17 protein-coding genes are annotated in these 20914 nt (G+C 71.7%); 9 read left to right on the top strand and 8 right to left on the bottom strand.

The annotated features are described in order from the left end of the window. Window positions 1–35: 35 nt before the first annotated feature. From obgE to ACFQ2V_RS14415, 6 genes are all read right to left on the bottom strand, one after another. Complete coding sequence (gene obgE, locus ACFQ2V_RS14440) at window positions 36–1568, bottom strand: GTPase ObgE (RefSeq protein WP_386053543.1); 1533 nt, start codon at window positions 1566–1568, stop codon at window positions 36–38. A 134-nt stretch (window positions 1569–1702) separates the two neighbouring features. Further along, on the bottom strand, window positions 1703–1972 hold the full coding sequence (rpmA, locus tag ACFQ2V_RS14435; RefSeq protein WP_045190101.1) for a 50S ribosomal protein L27: 270 nt from the start codon (window positions 1970–1972) through the stop codon (window positions 1703–1705). Window positions 1973–2019: 47 nt separating this feature from the next. Next, window positions 2020–2328: a 50S ribosomal protein L21 gene (gene rplU, locus ACFQ2V_RS14430; RefSeq protein WP_188031777.1), complete on the bottom strand. Its 309-nt coding sequence runs from the start codon at window positions 2326–2328 to the stop codon at window positions 2020–2022. Between the two features lie 124 nt (window positions 2329–2452). Continuing rightward, window positions 2453–5839 (bottom strand): Rne/Rng family ribonuclease, encoded by a 3387-nt coding sequence (locus ACFQ2V_RS14425; RefSeq protein ID WP_386053542.1) that lies wholly within the window; start codon window positions 5837–5839, stop codon window positions 2453–2455. Window positions 5840–6049: 210 nt separating this feature from the next. Further along, window positions 6050–6823, bottom strand: a complete 774-nt coding sequence (locus tag ACFQ2V_RS14420; protein WP_386053541.1) for a TIGR03936 family radical SAM-associated protein — start codon at window positions 6821–6823, stop codon at window positions 6050–6052. A 35-nt stretch (window positions 6824–6858) separates the two neighbouring features. Then, the gene (locus tag ACFQ2V_RS14415; protein WP_386053540.1) at window positions 6859–7635 is read right to left on the bottom strand and encodes a lysophospholipid acyltransferase family protein; all 777 of its coding nucleotides are present in this window, start codon (window positions 7633–7635) and stop codon (window positions 6859–6861) included. A gap of 85 nt (window positions 7636–7720) precedes the next feature. Here ACFQ2V_RS14415 and ACFQ2V_RS14410 point away from each other — a divergent pair, with 85 nt between their 5' ends. The 9 genes from ACFQ2V_RS14410 (at window position 7721) to ACFQ2V_RS14370 (ending at window position 18691) form a co-directional block, all read left to right on the top strand. Further along, window positions 7721–9004, top strand: coding sequence for a DUF2207 family protein (locus ACFQ2V_RS14410; protein WP_386053539.1), 1284 nt, complete (start codon window positions 7721–7723; stop codon window positions 9002–9004). A gap of 107 nt (window positions 9005–9111) precedes the next feature. Next, window positions 9112–11778: a valine--tRNA ligase gene (gene valS / locus ACFQ2V_RS14405; RefSeq protein WP_386053538.1), complete on the top strand. Its 2667-nt coding sequence runs from the start codon at window positions 9112–9114 to the stop codon at window positions 11776–11778. A 92-nt stretch (window positions 11779–11870) separates the two neighbouring features. Continuing rightward, window positions 11871–12695, top strand: a complete 825-nt coding sequence (locus tag ACFQ2V_RS14400; RefSeq protein ID WP_386053537.1) for a DUF4129 domain-containing protein — start codon at window positions 11871–11873, stop codon at window positions 12693–12695. Beyond that, window positions 12692–13231, top strand: a complete 540-nt coding sequence (locus ACFQ2V_RS14395) for a hypothetical protein (RefSeq protein ID WP_386053536.1) — start codon at window positions 12692–12694, stop codon at window positions 13229–13231. The genes ACFQ2V_RS14400 and ACFQ2V_RS14395 overlap by 4 nt, the downstream gene beginning before the upstream one ends. A 2-nt stretch (window positions 13232–13233) precedes the next feature. Beyond that, window positions 13234–14223, top strand: a complete 990-nt coding sequence (locus tag ACFQ2V_RS14390) for an AAA family ATPase (RefSeq protein WP_386053535.1) — start codon at window positions 13234–13236, stop codon at window positions 14221–14223. 7 nt (window positions 14224–14230) lie between these two features. Beyond that, entirely contained in the window at window positions 14231–15544 is a 1314-nt protein-coding gene (locus ACFQ2V_RS14385; protein ID WP_386053534.1) for a DUF58 domain-containing protein, read from the top strand. Next, window positions 15541–16131 (top strand): hypothetical protein, encoded by a 591-nt coding sequence (locus ACFQ2V_RS14380; RefSeq protein ID WP_386053533.1) that lies wholly within the window; start codon window positions 15541–15543, stop codon window positions 16129–16131. The genes ACFQ2V_RS14385 and ACFQ2V_RS14380 overlap by 4 nt, the downstream gene beginning before the upstream one ends. A 154-nt stretch (window positions 16132–16285) precedes the next feature. Beyond that, entirely contained in the window at window positions 16286–16930 is a 645-nt protein-coding gene (locus ACFQ2V_RS14375) for a TetR/AcrR family transcriptional regulator (protein WP_386053532.1), read from the top strand. A gap of 213 nt (window positions 16931–17143) precedes the next feature. Further along, the gene (locus ACFQ2V_RS14370; RefSeq protein ID WP_386053531.1) at window positions 17144–18691 is read left to right on the top strand and encodes a DHA2 family efflux MFS transporter permease subunit; all 1548 of its coding nucleotides are present in this window, start codon (window positions 17144–17146) and stop codon (window positions 18689–18691) included. Window positions 18692–18838: 147 nt separating this feature from the next. Here the strand turns inward: ACFQ2V_RS14370 and ACFQ2V_RS14365 are convergent, their stop codons facing one another. After that, the gene (locus ACFQ2V_RS14365; protein ID WP_386053530.1) at window positions 18839–19477 is read right to left on the bottom strand and encodes a hypothetical protein; all 639 of its coding nucleotides are present in this window, start codon (window positions 19475–19477) and stop codon (window positions 18839–18841) included. A 47-nt stretch (window positions 19478–19524) separates the two neighbouring features. Further along, window positions 19525–20802: an ATP-dependent Clp protease ATP-binding subunit ClpX gene (gene clpX, locus ACFQ2V_RS14360; protein WP_386053529.1), complete on the bottom strand. Its 1278-nt coding sequence runs from the start codon at window positions 20800–20802 to the stop codon at window positions 19525–19527. Window positions 20803–20914: the final 112 nt, after the last annotated feature.

Here is a 20914-nt window from a genome sequence, read left to right as displayed (position 1 = left end):
CGGGTGGTCGCCGGTCACCTCGAACCAGGGGTGCGTCAGGCGTCGTCGTCGGAGTCGGCGGCGAGGTGCCACAGACCCGAACGGCGCTCGGCCTCGAGCTCCTCCTGGGTCGCGGCGCGGGCGGCGTAGCGGTCGCGCTGCGCCTCGCGCTTCTCGTCACGCGTCGGGCGCGACGACTCCGCCAGGCGAAGGTCGGTGCCGCGCGAGCCGAGCAGCTCGGCGCCGGCCTGCAGGGTCGGCTCCCAGTCGAAGACCACGGCGTCGTCGGTGGCGCCGATGACGACGGTGTCGCCCGCGACGGCGCCGGCCTTGAACAGCTCGTCCTCGACGCCGAGCCGGCCGAGCCGGTCGGCGAGGTAGCCGACGGCCTCGTCGTTGCTGAAGTCGGTCTGGCGCACCCAGCGGACCGGGCGGTCGCCCGTGACCCGGAAGAAGACGCCGTCGGGGCCGTTCTCCTTCGTGACCGCGAAGCCCTTGTCGTCGACCGACTTCGGCCGAAGCACGACCCGCTTCGGCGCGGCTGCCTCGGCCTCGATCTCGGCCCGCGCCTGGTCGACGTGTCGGGCCATGGCGAACGTCAGCTCGCGCAGGCCCTGGTTGGCGACCGCGGAGACGACGAACACCTCGATGCCACGGGCCTCGAGGTCGGGCTTGACCATCTCGGCCAGCTCGCGCGCCTCGGGCACGTCGGCCTTGTTGAGCACGACGATGCGGGTGCGCTCGGAGAGCGGCCGCCCACCGAGCGACGCGTCGGGGACGTAGAGCGACAGCTCGTTCTCGATGACGTCGAGGTCGGTCATCGGATCGCGGCCCGGCTCGAGCGTGGCGCAGTCGATGACGTGCACGAGCACCGAGCAGCGCTCGACGTGGCGCAGGAACTCGAGCCCCAGACCCTTGCCCTCGTGAGCGCCCGGGATGAGCCCGGGCACGTCGGCGATCGTGAACCGGCTCGACCCGGCGGTGACGACGCCGAGGTTGGGCACCAAGGTGGTGAAGGGGTAGTCGGCGATCTTCGGCTTGGCGGCCGACAGCACCGACACGAGCGAGGACTTGCCAGCGCTGGGAAAGCCGATGAGGGCGACGTCGGCGAGCGACTTCAGCTCGAGCACGACCTCGACGTCCTCGCCCGGCTCGCCCAGCAGGGCGAAGCCGGGGGCCTTGCGCCGGGCGCTCGCGAGGGCCTTGTTGCCCAGGCCGCCACGGCCTCCGGCCGCGATGACGTGCTCGGTGCCCATGCCGACGAGGTCGACGACGATCTGGCCGGACCGGTCCTTCACCACGGTGCCCTCGGGCACGGGCAGCACGAGGTCGTCGCCGTCGGCGCCGTTGCGCTCGTCGCCGGCTCCGGGTGCGCCGTTGCCGGCCTTGCGGTGCGGGTGGCGGTGGTACTCGAGCAGCGTCGTCGACTGCGGGTCGACACGCAGGATGACCGAGCCGCCCCGGCCGCCGTTGCCGCCGTCGGGGCCGCCCAGCGGCTTGAACTTCTCGCGCTTGACGGACGCGACACCGTGCCCGCCCGCCCCGGCGCTCAGGTGCAGCACCACGCGGTCGACGAAGGTCACTGCCATGGGAGGTCACTCTTCCAGATCAGGGTGGGCGGACGGCATACGCACGCTTGCGTATGCCGCGTGCCCGGGAAAGGCGGAAGGGCGGGCCACGCGGGCCCGCCCTTCCGGAAAAAGCTCAGTCGGTGATCAGGTGATCACTCGGCAGCGGCGGTCTCGACCTGCTCGATGTTGACCGTCTTGCGGCCGCGCTTGGTGCCGAACTTCACGGCGCCGGCGACGAGGGCGAACAGCGTGTCGTCGCCACCGCGACCGACGCCCTCACCCGGGTGGAAGTGCGTGCCGCGCTGACGGACGAGGATCTCGCCCGCGTTGACCTTCTGGCCACCGAAACGCTTGACGCCGAGGAACTGTGCGTTCGAGTCGCGACCGTTGCGGGTCGAGGACGCACCCTTCTTGTGTGCCATGTCAGTTACTCCTTGAGAGGTTCTGTGCCGAGCCGGTCAGGCGTCGATCACGCGTTGATTTCAGTGATCTTGACCTGGGTCAGCGGCTGACGGTGGCCCTGACGCTTGCGGTAGCCGGTCTTGTTCTTGTACTTCATGATGACGATCTTGGGGCCCTTGGCGGCCTTGACGACCTCGGCCTTCACCGACACCTTCGACAGCTTGTCGGCGTCGGACGTGACGGTCGTGCCGTCCACGAGGAGCAGCGGCGTGAGCTCGATGGCATCGCCGGGCTGACCCGTCACCTTGTCGACGAGCAGGACATCGCCCACCGACACCTTCTCCTGGCGACCGCCAGCGCGAACAATCGCGTACACAGTGAAACTCACTCTCTCATCAGGATTCGGAACGCCGCTTTCGGCACCGGCCCGTCAACACGGGCCCGGTGGGCGCACCAAGGAACAAGATTACCGGCTGGGACGGTCCAGCTCCAAACCGAGGTCAGCCCTCGCCCGCGGTCTCGGACCCGCCGCTCGAGCGGGGCGGCCCCGCGGGGGCCACCACGCGGCCACGCCGACGACGTCCCCGCGGTGCGGGCTGCACGTCGACCGCCGACTCGACGGGCGTGGGCCCCTCGGACTCGACGGAGGCCGCCACCGACACCTCGGTGCGTGCCGGCGCTTCGGCCGCGTCGCGCGACCCGTCCTGCGACGCGTCGACGACGGTCTCGTCGGTGACGTCCGACTCGAGCTCGACGTGCGAGCCGCCCTGGGTGGCCTGGTCGTCGGACGTGTCGTCGTGGGCGTCGTCACCGGACCACGGGCCGGAGTCCTCCGGGAAGGCATGCGGATGCCCATCGGTCTCGGCCGGCACGCGGGCGCCGCCCTGGGCCCCGACCTCCGCGCCTACCTCCATGCCGGCCTCCGCGATGGCCTCGGCAGCAGCCTCCCCGGCGGGCTGGCCGGACGCGCTCTTGAGCGCCGCCGCGTGGGCGGCCGCCGCGATCTGCGCAGCCGTCGGTCCGCTCGGCTTGGACTCCGCCTGGCTGGGGGCCTGCTGCCCGCCGCCCTGCCCGTTGCCGTGCCCGCTGCCCTGCCCGGCGCCACCCTGGTTGCCACCGGACGAGCCACCGCCCTGGGTGCCGCCCTGGTTGCCGCCCTGGTTGGCGCCCCGACCACGCCGGCGGCTGCTGCCGCCGTCGCCCTGGCCCGAGTCGTGCTGGTGCGCGCCGCGGTCGACCGGGTCGGTGTGGATGATGAAACCGCGTCCGTTGCAGTGGTCGCACGTCTCGGAGAAGACCTCGATGAGGCCCGACCCGACGCGCTTGCGCGTCATCTGGACCAGGCCGAGCGAGGTGACCTCGGCGACCTGGTGCTTGGTGCGGTCACGTCCGAGGCACTCGAGCAGGCGCCGCACGACGAGCTCGCGGTTGCTCTCGAGCACCATGTCGATGAAGTCGATGACGATGATGCCGCCGATGTCGCGCAGCCGGAGCTGGCGCACGATCTCCTCGGCCGCCTCGATGTTGTTCTTGGTGACGGTCTCCTCGAGGTTGCCGCCCGAGCCGACGAACTTGCCGGTGTTGACGTCGACGACCGTCATCGCCTCGGTGCGGTCGATGACCAGGGAGCCACCGCTCGGCAGCCAGACCTTGCGGTCCATCGCCTTGGAGAGCTGCTCGTCGACGCGGTGGTGCGTGAAGAGGTCCTCCTGGGAGGTCCACTTCGTGACGCGGTCGGCGAGGTCGGGCGCCACGGAGCTGATGTAGGGGTGGATCTCGTTCCACGCCTGGTCGCCCGCGACGACGAGCTGCTTGAAGTCCTCGTTGAAGACGTCGCGGATGACACGCACGGTCAGGTCGGGCTCGCCGTGCAGCAGCATCGGGGCCTGGCCACCGGTCACGGAGCCCGCGCCGCCGTTCTTCTTCTTGCCCTTGCTCTTGCCTGCTCGGGGGGTCGAGGCGGCCTCGGCCTTGGCCTGGATGTCCTCCCACGTACGCGTGAGGCGCTCGACGTCGGCGCGCAGCTCCTCCTCGCTCGCCCCCTCGGCGGCGGTGCGCACGATGACACCCGCCGAGTCCGGGACGACCTCGCGGAGGATCTTCTTGAGGCGCGCCCGCTCGGTGTCGGGAAGCTTGCGGCTGATGCCGGTCATCGAGCTGTTGGGCACGTAGACGAGGTAGCGGCCGGGCAGCGAGATCTGCGACGTCAGGCGGGCGCCCTTGTGGCCGATCGGGTCCTTCGTCACCTGCACGAGCACCGTCTGGCCGGAGCTCAGCGCGTTCTCGATGCGCTTGGGCTGGTTGGCCTCGAGGCCGGCGGCGTCCCAGTTGACCTCACCGGCGTAGAGCACGGCGTTGCGGCCCTTGCCGATGTCGACGAACGCCGCCTCCATCGACGGCAGCACGTTCTGGACCCGGCCGAGGTAGATGTTGCCGGCCATCGACACGTTGGTGGCCTGGTCGATGTAGTGCTCCACGAGGACGCCGTCCTCGAGCACACCCATCTGTGTGCGGCCGTCCTTGTTGCGCACGACCATGACGCGGTCGACGGCCTCGCGGCGGGCCAGGAACTCGGCCTCGGTGATGATCGTGCGCCGGCGTCCGGCCTCACGGCCTTCGCGACGACGCTGCTTCTTGGCCTCGAGACGGGTCGATCCCTTGACCGCCACCGGCTCGTCGCTCTGCGCCCGCGGCTGGCGCACGCGGGTCGAGACGTTGGGGCTGTCGTCGCCGGAGTCGCTCGACGAACCCGCACGGCGACGGCGACGACGACGACGGCTCGAACCGCTCTCGTCGTCGGTGTCGCTGTCACTCTCGGCCCCCGAGTCATCGGAGTCGTCGGAGTCGGGCTCGTCACCGTCGCCGGTGTCGGCCGAGGGACGCCGCGAGCCGCGCTCGTCGTCGTCGGACGACTGGTCCTGCGACTCGTCCTCGTCGGAGGCTCGCCCGCGGCGGCCCTTGCCGCCACGGCGGCGGCGCGAACGTCGGGGCGTGGTCTCGTCGTCGGTCTGCTCGTCGGACGGGCCGCGCTCGTCGTCGCTGGCCTCCGGCTCCTCGAGGTCCTCGAGGTCCTCGGCCGACGGAGGCGTCTGCTCGGGCGCGCTGGCCGCCCTGCGGCGACGCGTCGGGGTCGCCTTCGTCGCGTCGGGGGCCTGGAAGAGGACGCTGAAGCTGGGGGCCACCGCGGCGGGGCGGTCGTCGTCGGCGGTGCTGTCCGTGTCGTCGGTGCCCGCCTCGCCGAAGGCCACCACGGGCTCGTCGGCGGCCTCCTCGAGCGCCTCGAGGTCCACGAGCGAGCCGGGGTCGAGCGGCGTCTCGGCCGGGCCGTCACCCGGGGCGTCACCCGACGGCGTGCCCGACTGGTCGGCGGTCCCGACCTCCGCCACGAGCTCCTCGAGCGCCGCGGCCGCACGATCGGCATTGGCGCGGGAGCCGCGCCTCGCCGTCGCCTTCGCGGGCGGCGCGGTCTCGTCGGCGTCGGCCGCCTTCTTGCGGGTGGCCCGCTTGCGGGCGGGACGCTTGGCAGCCGGGGCGTCAGCGGCAGCGGCCGCGTCGAGGGTCACGTCGACGGTCACGGCGTCGCCCGCGCCTGCCTCAGGAGCCGCCGCGCCGGCAGCCTCGGCGCCCGTGGACCCGTCGCCGGAGAGCTCAGCCTGCTCGACAGCCTGCTGGGGAGCCTGCTCGGCCTCGGCGGCAGCTGCCTTCTTGGGGGGGCGGCGCGTGGCCCTGCGGCGTGGCGCCTTCTCGGCGGCCGGCGCCTTGGCGGCGGGCGGGGTCGCACCGGCATCGGAACCGGCGTCTCGGCCGGTCTCGGCCGGGAACAGCGTGGCTCCCTCGCCAGCAGCGTCGCCGTTGTTGTCGCCGGAAATGTTGTCGTTGGGTGCCATCAGGCAGTCTCCCGTCAGGTGCGGTGTGACCCACACGCCGGCCGGGGCCGTCGACACCGCACGTGTGCGGTTGCAGTCGTCGCGCCGCGTGTGCGACGGGACGGAAGTCGTCTCACTACACCCGAAAACGGTTCGCGCTGGGCGCGGCCCCGTGATCGAATGCCGTCGGCGTTCTTGTCGGCAACCGCTTCGTCGTCATGACCTGGTGGGTCATTCCAGCGGGTCGGTCACCCTCGCGGTTGCAGTGTCGAGCGGTCCCTGCGCCAGACGCGTCACCAGTGGCGGACGCGGAGGCTGCAGGTCGGCGATCTCACGCAGCGCGGTCAGAATGTCGTCGGGGCGTACAGCAGGTGTGGTGTGCCGTACGACCATGCGCAGTATCGCACAGTCGTCGCCGACAACGTGAGTCGCCACGACGTCCGTGAGCGCGTCCGCAGAGGTCAGCACGCGTGCCGACACGATGGAACCCCGCACGTCGAAGGTGCGTGGACCCGACTTCGTCATGCGTGTCACCTCCGCCGTGTCGCGGGCCAGCAGCACCTCGACCGCGGCCCGGAGGACCTCGATCGGCAGGCCGGCGAACTCGAGCACCCAGTCGCTCGCCTCGAGCCTGTCGGCGAGCGCGCCAGGGGTCGCCTCGACGACCTGGAGGATGTCGATCCCCTCCGGCAGGGCCTCGTCGAGCGCCTCGCGCACCGACTCGACGTCGACGCGCTGGGTCACCGAGATCTCGAAGTACTCGGCCTCGCTCGCCGTGCCGGTGGCCGCAGCGTTCGCGTAGCTGATCTTCGGGTGCGGGTGGAAGCCCGCCGAGAAGGCCATCGGCACGTCGGCCCGGCGCAGCGCCCGCTCGAGCGCGCGCTGGAAGTCGCGGCTCGAGGTGAACCGGAGGCGCCCCCGCTTCGTGTAGCGGATCCGGAGCTTCTGGACCGCGGGGTCCGGGGCCGGACCCTCGGGGACGCGCTGACGTACCTGACGAGCCATGCCCGGAAGGCTACCGGCGCGCGTACGGACCGCCGTCAGGAGTCTGACGAGAAGCCCCGACGCTCGTCGGCCCGGCGCTGGCGCTCGGCCGACTCGGCCTCGTCGAGCCGGGTCGCCTCGGCCAGCGTCGGGGCGGTGCCACCCATGCTCGCCGGGAGGTACCTGAGGTCGGGGCCGGTGAGGGGCTCATAGGCGGCGCGCGCGACGTCGAGCATGTGGGCCATGACCGCCTTGTAGCGGGCGGTCACCTCGTCGGGGTCGGCGTCGGCAGCGACCGGGACGGGCTCGGCGACCGACATGATGATCGGCACGTTGGTGCGGCCCAGACGTTTCGGGTGGCCCTTGGTCCAGACCCGCTGCGAGCCCCAGATGACGACGGGCAGGATCGGCACCCCGGCCTCGGCGGCCATGCGGGCGGCGCCGGTCTTGAACTCCTTGAGCTCGAACGAGCGGGAGATCGTGGCCTCCGGGAAGACACCCACGATCTCGCCCGCCCTGAGCGCGTCGACCGCGGCGGCATACGACGCCGCCCCGGCCGTGCGGTCGACGGGGATGTGCTTCATGCCCCGCATGAGCGGCCCACTCACGGGGTGGGAGAAGACGCCGTCCTTGGCCATGAACCGCACCAGCCGGCCGGACTTCTGCGCCGCCAGGCCGGCGTAGGCGAAGTCGAAGTAGCCCGTGTGGTTGACGACCATCACGGCGCCGCCGGTGCGCGGCACGTTCTCGTCGCCGAGGATGGTGAACTTCAGCCCCTGGACGGCGAACACCCCGCGGGCGAAGCCGATGACTGACGAGTAGACGGGCTCCATGGGGGACACTCTGCCCTGCGCGGCTACGCTTCGGCACGCCGATGGCCCAGCGCGCCTCGTGGGCCGGCTGACGACAGGGGACGACGTGACCAGCATCACCGGGCAGGCGATGGCGTATGCCGTCGCCCCGGCGCTCGTGGACCGCGACACCGTCGTGGGGGCCTCGCTCCTCGGGCTCGTCCCCCTCGCTCTCGCCGGCCTCGTCGTCCTCGTCAAGTGGTGGCGCGGACGCGACGAGGTGTTCGACGCCCTCACGCCCGGGCTCGTGCCCGACGACCCGGCACGCGCCCCACGCCACCGGGCACGCGGCGGCGAGTGGTCGGGCACCGTGGCGCCGGCCTTCGCTCCCCCGCGCGAGGTCCGGCCCGGCGTCGTCGGCACCGTCATCGACGGGGTCGCGCACGCCCACGACGTGAGCGCGACCCTGGTCGACCTCGCGGTACGCGGCTGGTTCCGCATCGTCGAGGTCGCCGCCGGGGGCGCCTCCCCCGACCAGGGCACGGACACCGGTCGGGGCAAAGCCCGCGACTGGGAGCTGCGTCGCACCGCCACCCCACCCGACGAGGCGCCGAGCGCCTTCGAGCGGCTCCTCCTGGACCGGCTCTTCGAGGGACGCGACACGGTGCGCCTCTCGAGCCTCAAGGGGTCGTTCGCGATAACGATGCGAGAGGCCCAGATCGGGCTGTACCGCGAGGTCGTCGACCGCGGCTGGTACGCCGGGCACCCGCGGGCCCGCAACGGGCGCACCCGGGCAGTGGGCCTCGTCGTGCTCGTGCCACTCACGCTCGTCGCGGCCGGCGTCCTCGTCACCGACCTCGCCGACGAGCACGACTGGTCCCTCACGCCGCTGTTGGTCGGGCTCGTGCTCGCCCTCGTCGTGCTCGCCCGGTGGGGCGGCACCCGCACGCCACGCACGGCCGAGGGCAGCGCCCTGCGCATCCAGGCGCTCGGTTTCCGCGAGTACCTCGCGACCGCCGAGGTCGGCCGGCTGCGCTTCGAGGAGAAGCGGGCGCTGCTCAGCAGCTACCTGCCGTATGCCGTCGCCTTCGGTCTCACGGGCCACTTCGCCGCGCTGCTGCGCGAGCTGGCGAAGGACAGCCACTGGACCGACTACGTCGACGGGCTCGACTGGTACGACTTCGGCGGCGGGGACGGTGACGTCTCGCTCGGCGACGCCCTGTCCGGCTTCGGCGACGCGGCCGGTGAGCTGAGCGGGCTGGACGCCCTCACAGACGTCGGCGGCGTGTTCGACGGCGTCGACGGTTTCACGGACGCGACCGACTCCCTCTTCTCCTTCGACGGCCTGACCGGGTGCGGCACCGGGTTCGACGGCTGCGACGGGTGCGACCTTCCCGGCTGCGACTTCTGACGCGAGGACGCGCCCGCGGACCCCGCCGCACGCCCGGGCCCGGCCGGACGGCATACGCACTCAAAGCCGGTCGAGGGCACCCCTTCGCCCATGGAAGGATTGGGCGCATGACTGACGCACCTGGCACCACGGACTCGCGGATCCCCGAGCGGCCCACGCTCGACGGCCTCGAGGAGAAGTGGATGCAGGTATGGGCGGAGCAGGGCACCTACTCCTTCGACCGCGAGAAGGCCCTGGCCGCGCCGCGTGAGCAGGTCTTCGCCATCGACACCCCGCCGCCGACCGCGAGCGGCTCGCTCCACGTCGGCCACGTGTTCTCGTACACGCACACCGACTGCATGGCGCGCTACAAGCGCATGCAGGGCTTCGAGGTCTTCTACCCGATCGGCTGGGACGACAACGGGCTGCCCACCGAGCGCCGGGTGCAGAACTACTACGGCGTGCGCGGCGACGCGACGCTGGCGTACGTCGACGGCTACGAGCCGCCGTTCACCGAGGGCGTCGACGCCAAGGGCAAGGCGATCAAGCCCGCCGACCAGCAGGCCATCAGCCGCAAGAACTTCATCGAGCTCTGCGACATCCTCACGGTCAAGGACGAGGTGACCTTCGAGTCGCTCTTCCGTCGCCTCGGTTTCTCACTCGACTGGGACATCACCTACCGCACCATCGACGAGCGTTCCCGCGCCGTGGCCCAGCAGGCGTTCCTGCGCAACCTCGCCCGCGGTGAGGCCTACCAGAGCGAGGCACCGGGCCTGTGGGACGTGACGTTCCAGACGGCCGTGGCGCAGGCCGAGCTCGAGGCCCGCGACTACCCGGGCGCCTACCACCGCGTAGCCTTCCACCGCGACGGCGGCGAGCCGGTCCACATCGAGACGACCCGCCCCGAGCTCATCCCGTCGGTGGTCGCCCTCATCGCGCACCCCGACGACGAGCGCTACCAGCCGCTCTTCGGCACCACGGTGCGCTCACCGCTCTTCGGCGTCGAGGTGCCCGTCCTGGCGCACCGGGCCGCCGAGATGGACAAGGGCGCCGGGATCGCGATGTGCTGCACGTTCGGCGACCTCACCGACGTCATGTGGTGGCGCGAGCTGCAGCTGCCGATCCGCTCGCTCATCACCCGCAACGGGCGCCTGCAGGCCGAGACACCCGAGTGGATCGCCGGCGGGCCCGGCGAGGCGCTCTACGCCGAGTCGCTCGCGACCAAGACGACCTTCAGCGCCCGCGAGGCCGTCGTGGCCGCACTGCGCGAGTCGGGCGACCTCGACGGCGAGCCGCAGAAGACCCAGCGCAAGGCGAACTTCTACGAGAAGGGCGACAAGCCCCTCGAGATCGTCACGTCGCGCCAGTGGTACATCCGCAACGGCGGTCGCGAGGAGTCGCTGCGCTCGAAGCTCGTCGGCATGGGCGACGAGGTCGACTTCCACCCGGCCTTCATGCGCTCGCGCTACAAGAACTGGGTCGAAGGCCTCAACGGTGACTGGCTGATCTCGCGCCAGCGCTTCTTCGGCGTGCCCTTCCCGGTGTGGTACCCCGTGACCGCCGAGGGCGAGACCGACTACGACCACCCCATCGTCGCCCCCGAGTCGGCCCTTCCGGTCGACCCCCAGGTCGACGTGCCCGTCGGCTACGACGAGGCCCAGCGCGGCGTGCCCGGCGGGTTCGTCGCCGACCCCGACATCATGGACACCTGGGCCACCTCGTCGCTGACGCCCCAGATCGCGGCCGGGTGGCCGGTGCGCGAGGGCGCGCCCGAGGGCGAGCGCCTCGGCTCCGACGAGGCACTGTTCGGCTCGCTTTTCCCCTACGACCTGCGTCCGCAGGGGCACGACATCATCCGCACCTGGCTGTTCGCCACGGTGACGCGGTCCTTCTTCGAGCACGGCGTCGCGCCGTGGCGCCACGCCGCGATCAGCGGCTGGATCCTCGACCCGGACCGCAAGAAGATGAGCAAGTCCAAGGGCAACGCCGAGACGCCCGAGGACGTCGTCAAGGCCAACGGCGCCGACGCCGTCCGCTACTGGGCCGCCTCCGGGCGGCTGGGCACCGACGCCGCCTACGACACCGGCCAGATGAAGGTCGGGCGCCGTCTCGCGATCAAGGTGCTCAACGCGAGCAAGTTCGCGCTCGGCTTCGGTGGGGTGTCCGGCGACCTGCGTGCCGCTGTCACGAATCCCCTTGACCTGTCGATGCTCTCGGCCCTCGCCGAGGTCGTCGACAAGGCCACGCAGGGTTTCGAGGGCTGGGACTACACCCGCTCCCTCGAGGTGACCGAGACCTTCTTCTGGACCTTCTGCGACGACTACCTCGAGCTCGTCAAGGACCGCGCGTACGGCGGTCAGGGCGACGAGGCCGCCGCGAGCGCCCGGGCCGCCCTGCGCCTCGCGCTCGAGACGCTGCTCAGGCTGCTCGCGCCGTTCATCCCGTACGCCACGGAGGAGGTCTGGTCGTGGTTCGGCGAGGGCTCGGTGCACCGCCAGTCGTGGCCGACCCGTGACGAGCTGCCCTCCGGTGGCGACGCCGCGGTGCTGCCCGCGGTGGGCGCGGCGCTGGCCGGCGTGCGCAAGGTCAAGTCCGAGGCCAAGGTCGGCATGCGTGCCGAGGTGCGCACCATGACCCTCGTGGCGCCGGCCGCCTCCGTCGAGCGGATCCGCGCCGCCGAGGCCGACCTGCGTGCGAGCGGCCGCATCAGCGAGCTCGCGTATGCCGAGGGCGAGGTCGTCGAGGTGCGCGATGCCGAGCTCGTCCCGGTCGAGAAGCCGGTGGCCCGGGCCTGAGCGACGCGTCGTTGCCGTCCCGACCTCTCGGGACGGCAACGATCCACGCCCGAACCGGGTCTGAGAGGCCACGCTGGAATAGGGTTTCGCGCATGTCGAGGCGGGGGGTCCAGCTCACCATCGCCGCTGGTGCGGTCGTCATGGCCGCGCTGGTCGTCGCGTCCACCGGCACGCCGGTGCCGCTGCTCGTGCGGCCCTCGGCACCCCTGCCGACGATCCCTCCGGTCCCGACGGCCCCGACGTCGGTCGTCACCGACACCGTGCCCTCGCTGACGATCACCCCGACCCCGGCGCCCTTCGAGCCCTCGCCGATCCTTGTCGCGTTCGTGCAGATCCTGCTCGTCGGCACCGTGCTGGTGCTGCTGCTCGCGCTGGTGCGGCTGCTCGTGGCGCTCGCACGCAGGCCGCACCTGACCGTCCACGAGGAACCGACCTTCACGGTCCCGCTCGTGCCGGCCGAGCTTCTCGAGGCGGCACGCGAGCGTTTGCGCGACCTGGAGTCGGGCGAGCCGCGCAACGCCATCGTCGCCGCCTGGCTCGACCTCGAGGGATCGGCTGCGGCGACGGGGCTGCCCCGGCTGCCGGCCGAGACGTCGACCGAGTACACCGCGCGGGTCATCACCGTGTGGGCGGTCGACCGCGAGCGCCTCGCCGACCTCGCAGCGCTCTACCGCGAGGCGCGCTTCTCGATGCACTCGCTGGGTGAGGAGCACCGAGCGCGGGCGATCGGTGACCTGCGCGTGCTCATCGCCGACCTCGAGCGCGTGGCCGACGAGCAGGCGCGCGCACACGCCGCCGAGGCCGGTGCGCAGGCCGGTGCGCGGGTGGGTGGGCAGGCCGGTGCGCGGGTGGGTGGGCAGGTCGGTGTGCGCTCGTCCGCGCCCCCGGCCGGCCGTTCGGGCCCGGAGGCGCGATGAGCGTCCTGCCGTCGCGCCTCGATGCGATGCGTGTCGCCCTCCGGCCCTGGAGGCGACGACTCGTCGGGCTCGTGGCCGTGTGGGCCGGCATCTCCCTGCTGACGGCCGCCCTGGGCCTGCGGCCCGACGTGCCGGGCCTGCTCGCGATCCTGCTCGCCGTCGCACTCGTCGTCTGGCACGTCCTCGACCACACGGCGCCGCAGCACCTCACCGTCTGGCCGCTCGTCGACAGCGAGCTCGGCAGCCAGGGCCGCGGCAACGACTTCCGGGTGGCGAACCTCGCCGGACGGCTCGAGGCCGCCGACGCGAGGGCCGAGGGTCGCGAGTCGTTGGTCCACGACCTGCACCTGCAGCTGCAGGGGCTCATCCGGGAACGGCTGTTCGCCAAGCACGGCATCATCGCCGAGGAGGAGCCCAAGTGGGCCCAGGGCGTCACCCCGCCCGACCTCTGGGACCTGCTCGTCGGGCTGCCGCCGCCCGACCTCTACCGCCCCCAGCGACTCGACCCCATCCTCCGACGAATCGAGCAGTGGTGACCATGACCGAGATGCCGATCTCCCGCGTCAGCGAGCGCAGCCGTGCCGTCCTCGACGAGGTCGGCCGTGCCGTCGTGGGCAAGGAGGAGGCGCTGCGGCTCGTGCTCTCCGGCATCCTCGCCGGCGGCCACGTCCTCATGGAGGACTTCCCGGGCCTCGGCAAGACCCTGGCCGCCCGAAGCTTCGCCCAGACGCTCGGGCTCGAGTTCAAGCGGGCCCAGTTCACGCCCGACCTGCTGCCCGGCGACATCACGGGATCGTTCATCTACGACCAGCGGGCGGGCGACTTCGAGTTCCGGGCCGGGCCGCTCTTCACCGGCCTGCTGCTCGCCGACGAGATCAACCGCACGCCGCCGAAGACGCAGGCGGCGCTCCTCGAGGCGATGCAGGAGAAGCAGGTCACCGTCGAGGGTCGCACCTTCCAGCTGCCCCGGCCCTTCCACGTGCTCGCGACCGCCAACCCCGTCGAGTACGAGGGCACCTACCCGCTGCCGGAGGCCCAGCTCGACCGGTTCCTCATGCGCATCTCGTTCGGCTATCCCTCGCTCGACGAGGAGTGGCAGATCCTCGCGAACCGCATGGCGCGCCAGCAGGAGGAGCAGCTGCTCCAGGCCGTGGTCGACGCGGAGACGCTGCTGCAGATGCAGGCCGCGATCGAGGCCACGGTCGTCGACGAGTCGGTGGGCCGCTACTGCGTCGCCCTCGCCGCGGCCACGCGCAGCCACGGGGACGTGCTGATGGGCGCCTCCCCCCGCGGCGCACTCGGCCTGCTGCTCTGCTCCCGGGCGTATGCCGTCGTCGACGGTCGCGACTACGTCACGCCCGAGGACGTCAAGGCAGTCGCGGTGCCCGTGCTGGCCCACCGCATCACCGTCAGGCCGGAGCTCTGGATGAGCAACGCGTCCGGCGCGGCCGTCGTCGAGAGCCTCCTGCGCACCGTGGCGACCCCGTCGGCACGGGAGGCCGCCGTCCCCCGGCCCTCGGTCGGCTGACCGACCCGTGGCCCCCTGGCACCCCCATCGCACCGCCTCACGCCACCTGGGCGTGTGGGAGTCGACCGCTGCCCACCAGCGGGCGATCCTCCTCGCGGCTGCGGGAGCGCTGGCGGCCGTGCTGGGTCGCCGTCCCGACCTGCTGGTGATCGTCACCCCTCTGGTCGTGGCCGCCGTCTGGGGGCACACGACCCGGCCCCGGACCGAGGTCACCGGCACTGCGCGGCTGGGCGACGCGACGCTGCGCGAGGGGTCCGCGACCGGCCTGTACGTGCACACGACTCCGGCGCTGCCGGACGTCCACGGCGTCGTCACGGTGGCACGCGTCCCGTGGGTCTACCGCAAGCCGTCGAGCGGCATCGCCGAGCTCGACGACGGGGCCGCGACCATCGGTCTCCGGTCCACTCGGTGGGGGCGCCGCCGCATCGGGACCGTCAGCATCGCGCTCGTCAGCACGTGGGGCGCCTTCCGGGTGGGGCCCGTCGACCTGCCCGACCTCGACTCGGCCACGTTGCCGGTGCCGGCCTCGTTCAACGCGAGCACGCCGACTCCACACCCCCGCGGGATCGTCGGCCTCAACCGCTCCAACCGGCCCGGCTCGGGCTCCGAGTTCAACACGATCCGCCAGTTCCACCCGGGCGACCGGCTGCGGCGCATCCACTGGCCCGTCTCGATGCGCACCGGCACGCTGCACGTCACCTCGACCTTCACCGACGAGGACGCCCACGTCTTCCTGCTGGTCGACTGCTTCAGCGACCTCGGTCCGCGCGAGGGCATCGACGGGCGGCCGACCAGCCTCGACGTCACCGTCCGGGCAGCAGGCGCCATCAGCGAGCACTTCCTGCGCAGCAACGACCGGTTGACGCTGCGGACCGTCGGGGCCGCGGAGGTGCCCACCCTGGGGGTGGGCTCGGGCACCAACCACCTGCGGCGCGTCCTCGACACCCTGGCGGCGATCGCGCCCGCCACCGAGCGTCGCGACACCGGGGAGCGCGCGATCCGTGGTGTCGACCCGATGGCGCTGTGCCTCGTGCTGTCCCCGCTCATCGAGCCGACCATGGTGACCCTCGCCCACACGCTCGCGGCGCGGGGCATGACGGTCGTCGTCGTCGACACCTTCCCCGACCATCTCGTCCACGACCCCAAGAGCGTCCACCTGGCCCTCGCCTGGCGCATGCGGCTGCTCGGCCGGCAGGCCGATGTGCACAACCTCCGGCTGCGCGGCGTGCCGGTCGTGCCGTGGCACGGCCCCGGGTCGCTCGACAACGTGCTGCGCGACATCGCGCGCCGCGCGTCCGCGCCCCGCATGGCGAGGCGGTGACGGTGCTCCCCCGGCCCGGCGACTCCGACCACCGAGAGGTGCACCCCGTCCGGCGCACGATCCACTTCGGCGCCGGGCCCGAGTGGTCGCTCAGCCAGCTTGGCGCGACCGCGGCGGCGATGGGCGGCGTCCTCGTCTACCTGGCGAGCCTGTCGCTGGCTGCCGGCGGGTTCGACGTGGTCTGGTGGTCCCTCGTGCTGCTGCCGCTGATGACGATGGTCTGGGCAGGCTCGGCCGCCCCGCTCTTCTACTGGGGGCTGCTCCTCTACGGCTGGTTCACCCTGACCGCCGCCGGCAGCTTCTCGTGGTGGTCGCTGCCGGCCGCGGCAGGGTGCGTCATCGGGCACGCGGCCACGGCACTGTCCGCGTCGTCCCCGCCGGCAGGCTCGTTCACGGGCCGCACGGCACGACGGTGGGTGCGGCACACGGCCGCGGCCTTCCTCGCAGCGGTGCCCGTCGCGGTGCTCGCGGGGCTGCTCGCCGGGCGCTCGATCCCGCTCTCGCCGACGGCATACGTCGTCGGCCTGCTCGGTGTGTCGGTCGGTGTCTGGCTGGTGCGCACGAACCCCCCGATCGAGCGCGAATGACGCCGGCGTCCGAGGCCCGACCGCTCGGTAGCGGCCGGTAGCGGCCGGTCAGCAGCGACCGGCCCGGGCCGTTCTTGCAGTTTCCGGATCTGCGCCTTACTCTTCGGATAGAACGAAACAGTTTCGTTTCATCCGAGGAGAAAGCGAGGGCGGGATGAGCACCACCGTGGGCACCGAGGCCTCGCAGCCCGCCAGCCGCCCCCGTGTCGCCGGCGACCGCGAGGTGGAGATCCTCGAGTCGGCGATCGACGTGCTGCGCGACCTCGGCTACGACCGGCTCACCTTCGACGCCGTGGCCACGGCAGCGAGGGCATCGAAGGCGACGCTCTACCGACGCTGGCCGCACAAGCGCGACCTCGTCATCGACGCCGTGGGCCTGTTCATCGACTGTCCTGCCGAGCAGGACCCCGACACCGGTTCGCTGCGCGGCGACCTGCTCGCGCAGGCCTGCGCCGACGGGGGCCTCGACGACGAGGTCGTCATCGGCACGTGGAGCGCCCTGCTCCCCGTCATCCACCGCGAGCCGGAACTGGCCTGCGGCATCCACGAGCGGTTCCTGGCCCCGAAGATCGCGGCCACCCGCACCATCTTCGAGAACGCCCAGCAGCGAGGTGAGGTGGGCGCCGACGCCGACCTCGACACCTTGCTGATGATCCTGCCGTCCCTCTCGATCCACGAGGCGCTGCTCTCGGGCAGGCGGCCGGGTCCCGAACGCATCGCCGAGTTCATCGACACCGTCGTCCTCCCGGCCTGCGCCGCCACCGTCACGGCCACGCCCGTCGCAGCCTCCCCGCGCTGACACGACCACCCGCACCAGAACCACCAGAACGCCGCACCCGCCAGCCTCACCGCACCACCAGCCTCACCGCACCACCAGCCTCACCGCACCACCAGCAGCCCTCACCGGGCCTGCGATCGCGCCCGCCGACGCCGCCGCGCCGCGATCACGCACGCGCCCATCGCGCACCCGTTCCGCACGCCCTTGACGCGTGCTCTCGAGAGGAATCACCCCATGTCTTCGACCACCGTCGAGCAGGTGCAGGAGCCCACGGGCGACTTCACCTCGAACGACACCCCGCCCAGGCGGCTCGGCCTCGCGCTGTTCGTCATCTGCGCTGCCCAGCTCATGATCGTGCTCGACGGCACCATCGTGAACATCGCACTCCCCCACATCGCGACCGACCTGGCCTTCAGCCAGGCGAACCTCCAGTGGGTCGTCACGATCTACACGCTCGCCTTCGGTGGCGTGCTCCTGCTCGGCGGCCGACTCGGTGACCTCTACGGACGACGCCGCATGTTCGTCTGGGGCGTCGTGCTCTTCACGCTCGCCTCCCTCGTCGCGGGCGTCGCGCAGAACGAGGCCATGATGCTCGGCGCCCGCGCCGTCCAAGGCCTCGGCGGCGCGCTCGCCGCCCCGAACGCCCTTGCCCTCATCACGACGACCTTCCCGGCCGGCAAGGAGCGCAACCGCGCCATGGGCGTGTTCGCCGCCATGTCGGGCGCCGGCGCCGCGATCGGCCTCATCCTCGGCGGCGCCCTCAGCGAGGTCGACTGGCGCTGGAACTTCTTCATCAACCTGCCGATCGGCGCCCTGGTCGCCTTCTTCGGGCAGCGGATCCTCAGCGAGTCCGAGGACGGCCACGGCTCCCTCGACGTCCCCGGCGCCATCACGTCCATCGCCGGTCTCTCGGCGCTCGTCTACGGCCTGACGCACGCGGCCAGCACCTCGTGGGGCGACGCCACCACGGTCACCTACCTGGCCGTCGGCGCGGCGCTGCTCGTCGCATTCGTCGTCATCGAGACCCGCGTCGCGCACCCGCTCCTGCCGATGCGCATCCCGGGCGACCGCACCCGCGGCACGTCGTACTTCGTCATGCTCGTCGTCGGCGCGGGCATGTTCGCGATGTTCTACTTCCTCGGCATCTACATCCAGAACATCCTCGGCTACTCGCCGCTCAAGTCGGGCCTCGCGTTCCTGCCGTTCTCGGTCGGCATCGTCGTGGCCGCCCAAGCGGCATCGTTCCTCATCTCGCGCGTCGACCCGCGCTGGATCTCCGGCGCCGGTGCCGCCTTCGCCACGGTCGGCATGTGGGGGTTCACGCACCTGACGCCCGAGAGCACGTATGCCGCGAACCTCCTCCCCTGGATCGTCGTCCTCGCCTTCGGCCTCGGCCTCATCTTCGTGCCGCTCACGTTGACGGCGGTGCACGGCGTGGCCCACGAGGACTCGTCCGTGGCCTCCGCGGTGCTCAACACGATGCAGCAGGTCGGCGGCACCATCGGCCTCGCGACCCTGAGCACGATCTTCGTCAACAACCTCAACGACAAGGTCGCCGAGCTCACCGCGAAGATGCCGCAGAGCGGCCCCGCGCCGACGCAGGAGCAGCTCGCGGCGGCGCAGAAGATGATCGCCGACGAGGCGTTCACCTACGGCGCGAGCCGCGCGTACGTCGTCGCGGCGATCATGATCGCGGTCGGCGGCATCATCACCCTCGTCGCGCTCAACGTGCGCCACCGGGAGCTCGCGAGCGACGGCGCAGCCCCCGCCCACATGGGCTGACCCCCCACCGTCGAGAGGCCGATGTTTGTCGCCTCGGTGTAGTCGAAAGGCCATTGTTCGTCACGGACAGTGGCCTTTCGACGTGCGTCAGGCAACACCAACTGGCCTCCCGACGGTGCCAGGGGCGGGGTCGGTCGGGCGGGAGCGCTACGTCGCGCGGACCGGCCACACGGCAGCCCAGGGGTGGTCCCAGCCGCCGATCTGGAGGCGGCGCTCGACGAAGGCGTGCTGCGGCAGGTCGACGACCCGCCCGCTCGAGGGCTCGTAGACGTCGAGCTCCTGGCCACCGGTCGGAGGCATGACGAGCACGACGTGCCGCGGGGTCCACGCGTTGCCGACGTAGAGCAGCGCGGGGGCGCCGGTGCGCACCCGAGCGCGCAGGTCGGCATACGTGTGCGCCAGCCCCCCGCGACCGCGGTGACGGAACCAGCTCAGGTCGTAGTCGGCGTCAGGGTCGGACGCGCCGAGCTCGAGCTCGTTCAGGGCGCCCCACGGCGGGGTGCCGAGCGCTCTGGGCCATGGCAGCTGGAGGCGTCGCCCCGCGCCGAAGAGGGCGTTGGTGCGCGCGGCGACCACCTGCTCGTACGCGGCGAAGCGCTGTGCCTCGGTGCCGGCGTCGGGCGCGTCGCCGTCACGAGCATCCTTGCGTATGCCGTCACGGATCCACGCGGCGAACGCCGGGTTCACGAGCATGCGGGCGACCGTCAGCGACGCGGAGCCACACGTCGTCTGCGTCTGCTGCACGGGTGCGTGGTCCCCCGCGACCAGCCGGAACGGAGCGGGCACGGGTCAGCCTCCGTTCACGCGGACGGGACGCGAGGCGACCTCGTGGGTCAGGCGGACTCCTTGCGTTGGCGCTTGGCCCGCGGCTCGGCCTCGCGGCGCACGATCGTCGGGTTGACGTTGTCGAGGACGACCTCGCGGGTCACCACGACGCGGGCGATCCCGTCGTCGCTCGGCACGTCGAACATGACCGGGAGGAGGACCTCCTCCATGATCGCGCGCAGCCCACGGGCGCCGGTGCCGCGGAGCAGCGCCTGGTCTGCCACGGCGGCGATGGCGTCTTCGGTGAACTCCAGGTCGACGCCGTCGATCTCGAACATCTTCTGGTACTGCTTCACGAGCGCGTTGCGCGGCACCGTGAGGATGTTGACGAGCGCCTGCTGGTCGAGCGGCGCGAGGGTCGTCAGGACGGGCAGGCGGCCGATGAACTCGGGGATGAGCCCGAACTTCAGGAGGTCCTCGGGCATGACGTCGGAGAAGCTGTCGACGAGGTCCTTGGGGCTGTGCAGCGGCTGGCCGAAGCCGAGGCCCTTGCGGCCGGCACGCGACTCGATGATCTTCTCGAGACCGGCGAAGGCGCCACCGACGATGAAGAGCACGTTGGTCGTGTCTATCTGGATGAACTCCTGGTGCGGGTGCTTGCGTCCGCCCTGCGGGGGCACCGAGGCCGTCGTGCCCTCGAGGATCTTGAGCAGCGCCTGCTGCACGCCCTCACCGGAGACGTCACGGGTGATCGAGGGGTTCTCGCTCTTGCGGGCGATCTTGTCGACCTCGTCGATGTAGATGATGCCCGTCTCGGCCTTCTTGACGTCGTAGTCGGCTGCCTGGATGAGCTTGAGGAGGATGTTCTCGACGTCCTCGCCGACGTAGCCGGCCTCGGTCAGGGCGGTCGCGTCGGCAATGGCGAACGGGACGTTGAGCATCTTCGCGAGCGTCTGTGCGAGGTAGGTCTTGCCGGAGCCGGTGGGCCCGATGAGCAGGATGTTGGACTTCGCGATGTCGACGTGGTCGTCGTCGCGCTTGACGCCCTCACCGGCCTGGATGCGCTTGTAGTGGTTGTAGACGGCGACGGCGAGCGACTTCTTGGCGACGTCCTGGCCGATGACGTAGTTCTCGAGGAAGTCGAAGATCTCGCGTGGCTTCGGCAGGTGGTCGAGGCCCAGCTCGCTGCTCTCGGCGAGCTCCTCCTCGATGATCTCGTTGCAGAGGTCGATGCACTCGTCGCAGATGTAGACCCCGGGGCCGGCGATGAGCTTCTTGACCTGCTTCTGGCTCTTTCCGCAGAAAGAGCACTTGAGGAGGTCTCCGCCTTCTCCGATGCGTGCCACCGATTCGCTCCTGGTTCGTCGGCGCCGAACGCTGGGGTGCACCCGGCCGACCCCAACCTAGGGGCCGACTCCTATTAGACGACGGAGGGGGCCACCCCCGCTCGCGCAACGC

It is taken from the genome of Terrabacter terrigena (assembly GCF_042676085.1).
Classification (GTDB): Bacteria; Actinomycetota; Actinomycetes; order Actinomycetales; family Dermatophilaceae; genus Terrabacter; species Terrabacter terrigena.
This window is presented reverse-complemented; position numbering and strand designations above follow the sequence as displayed.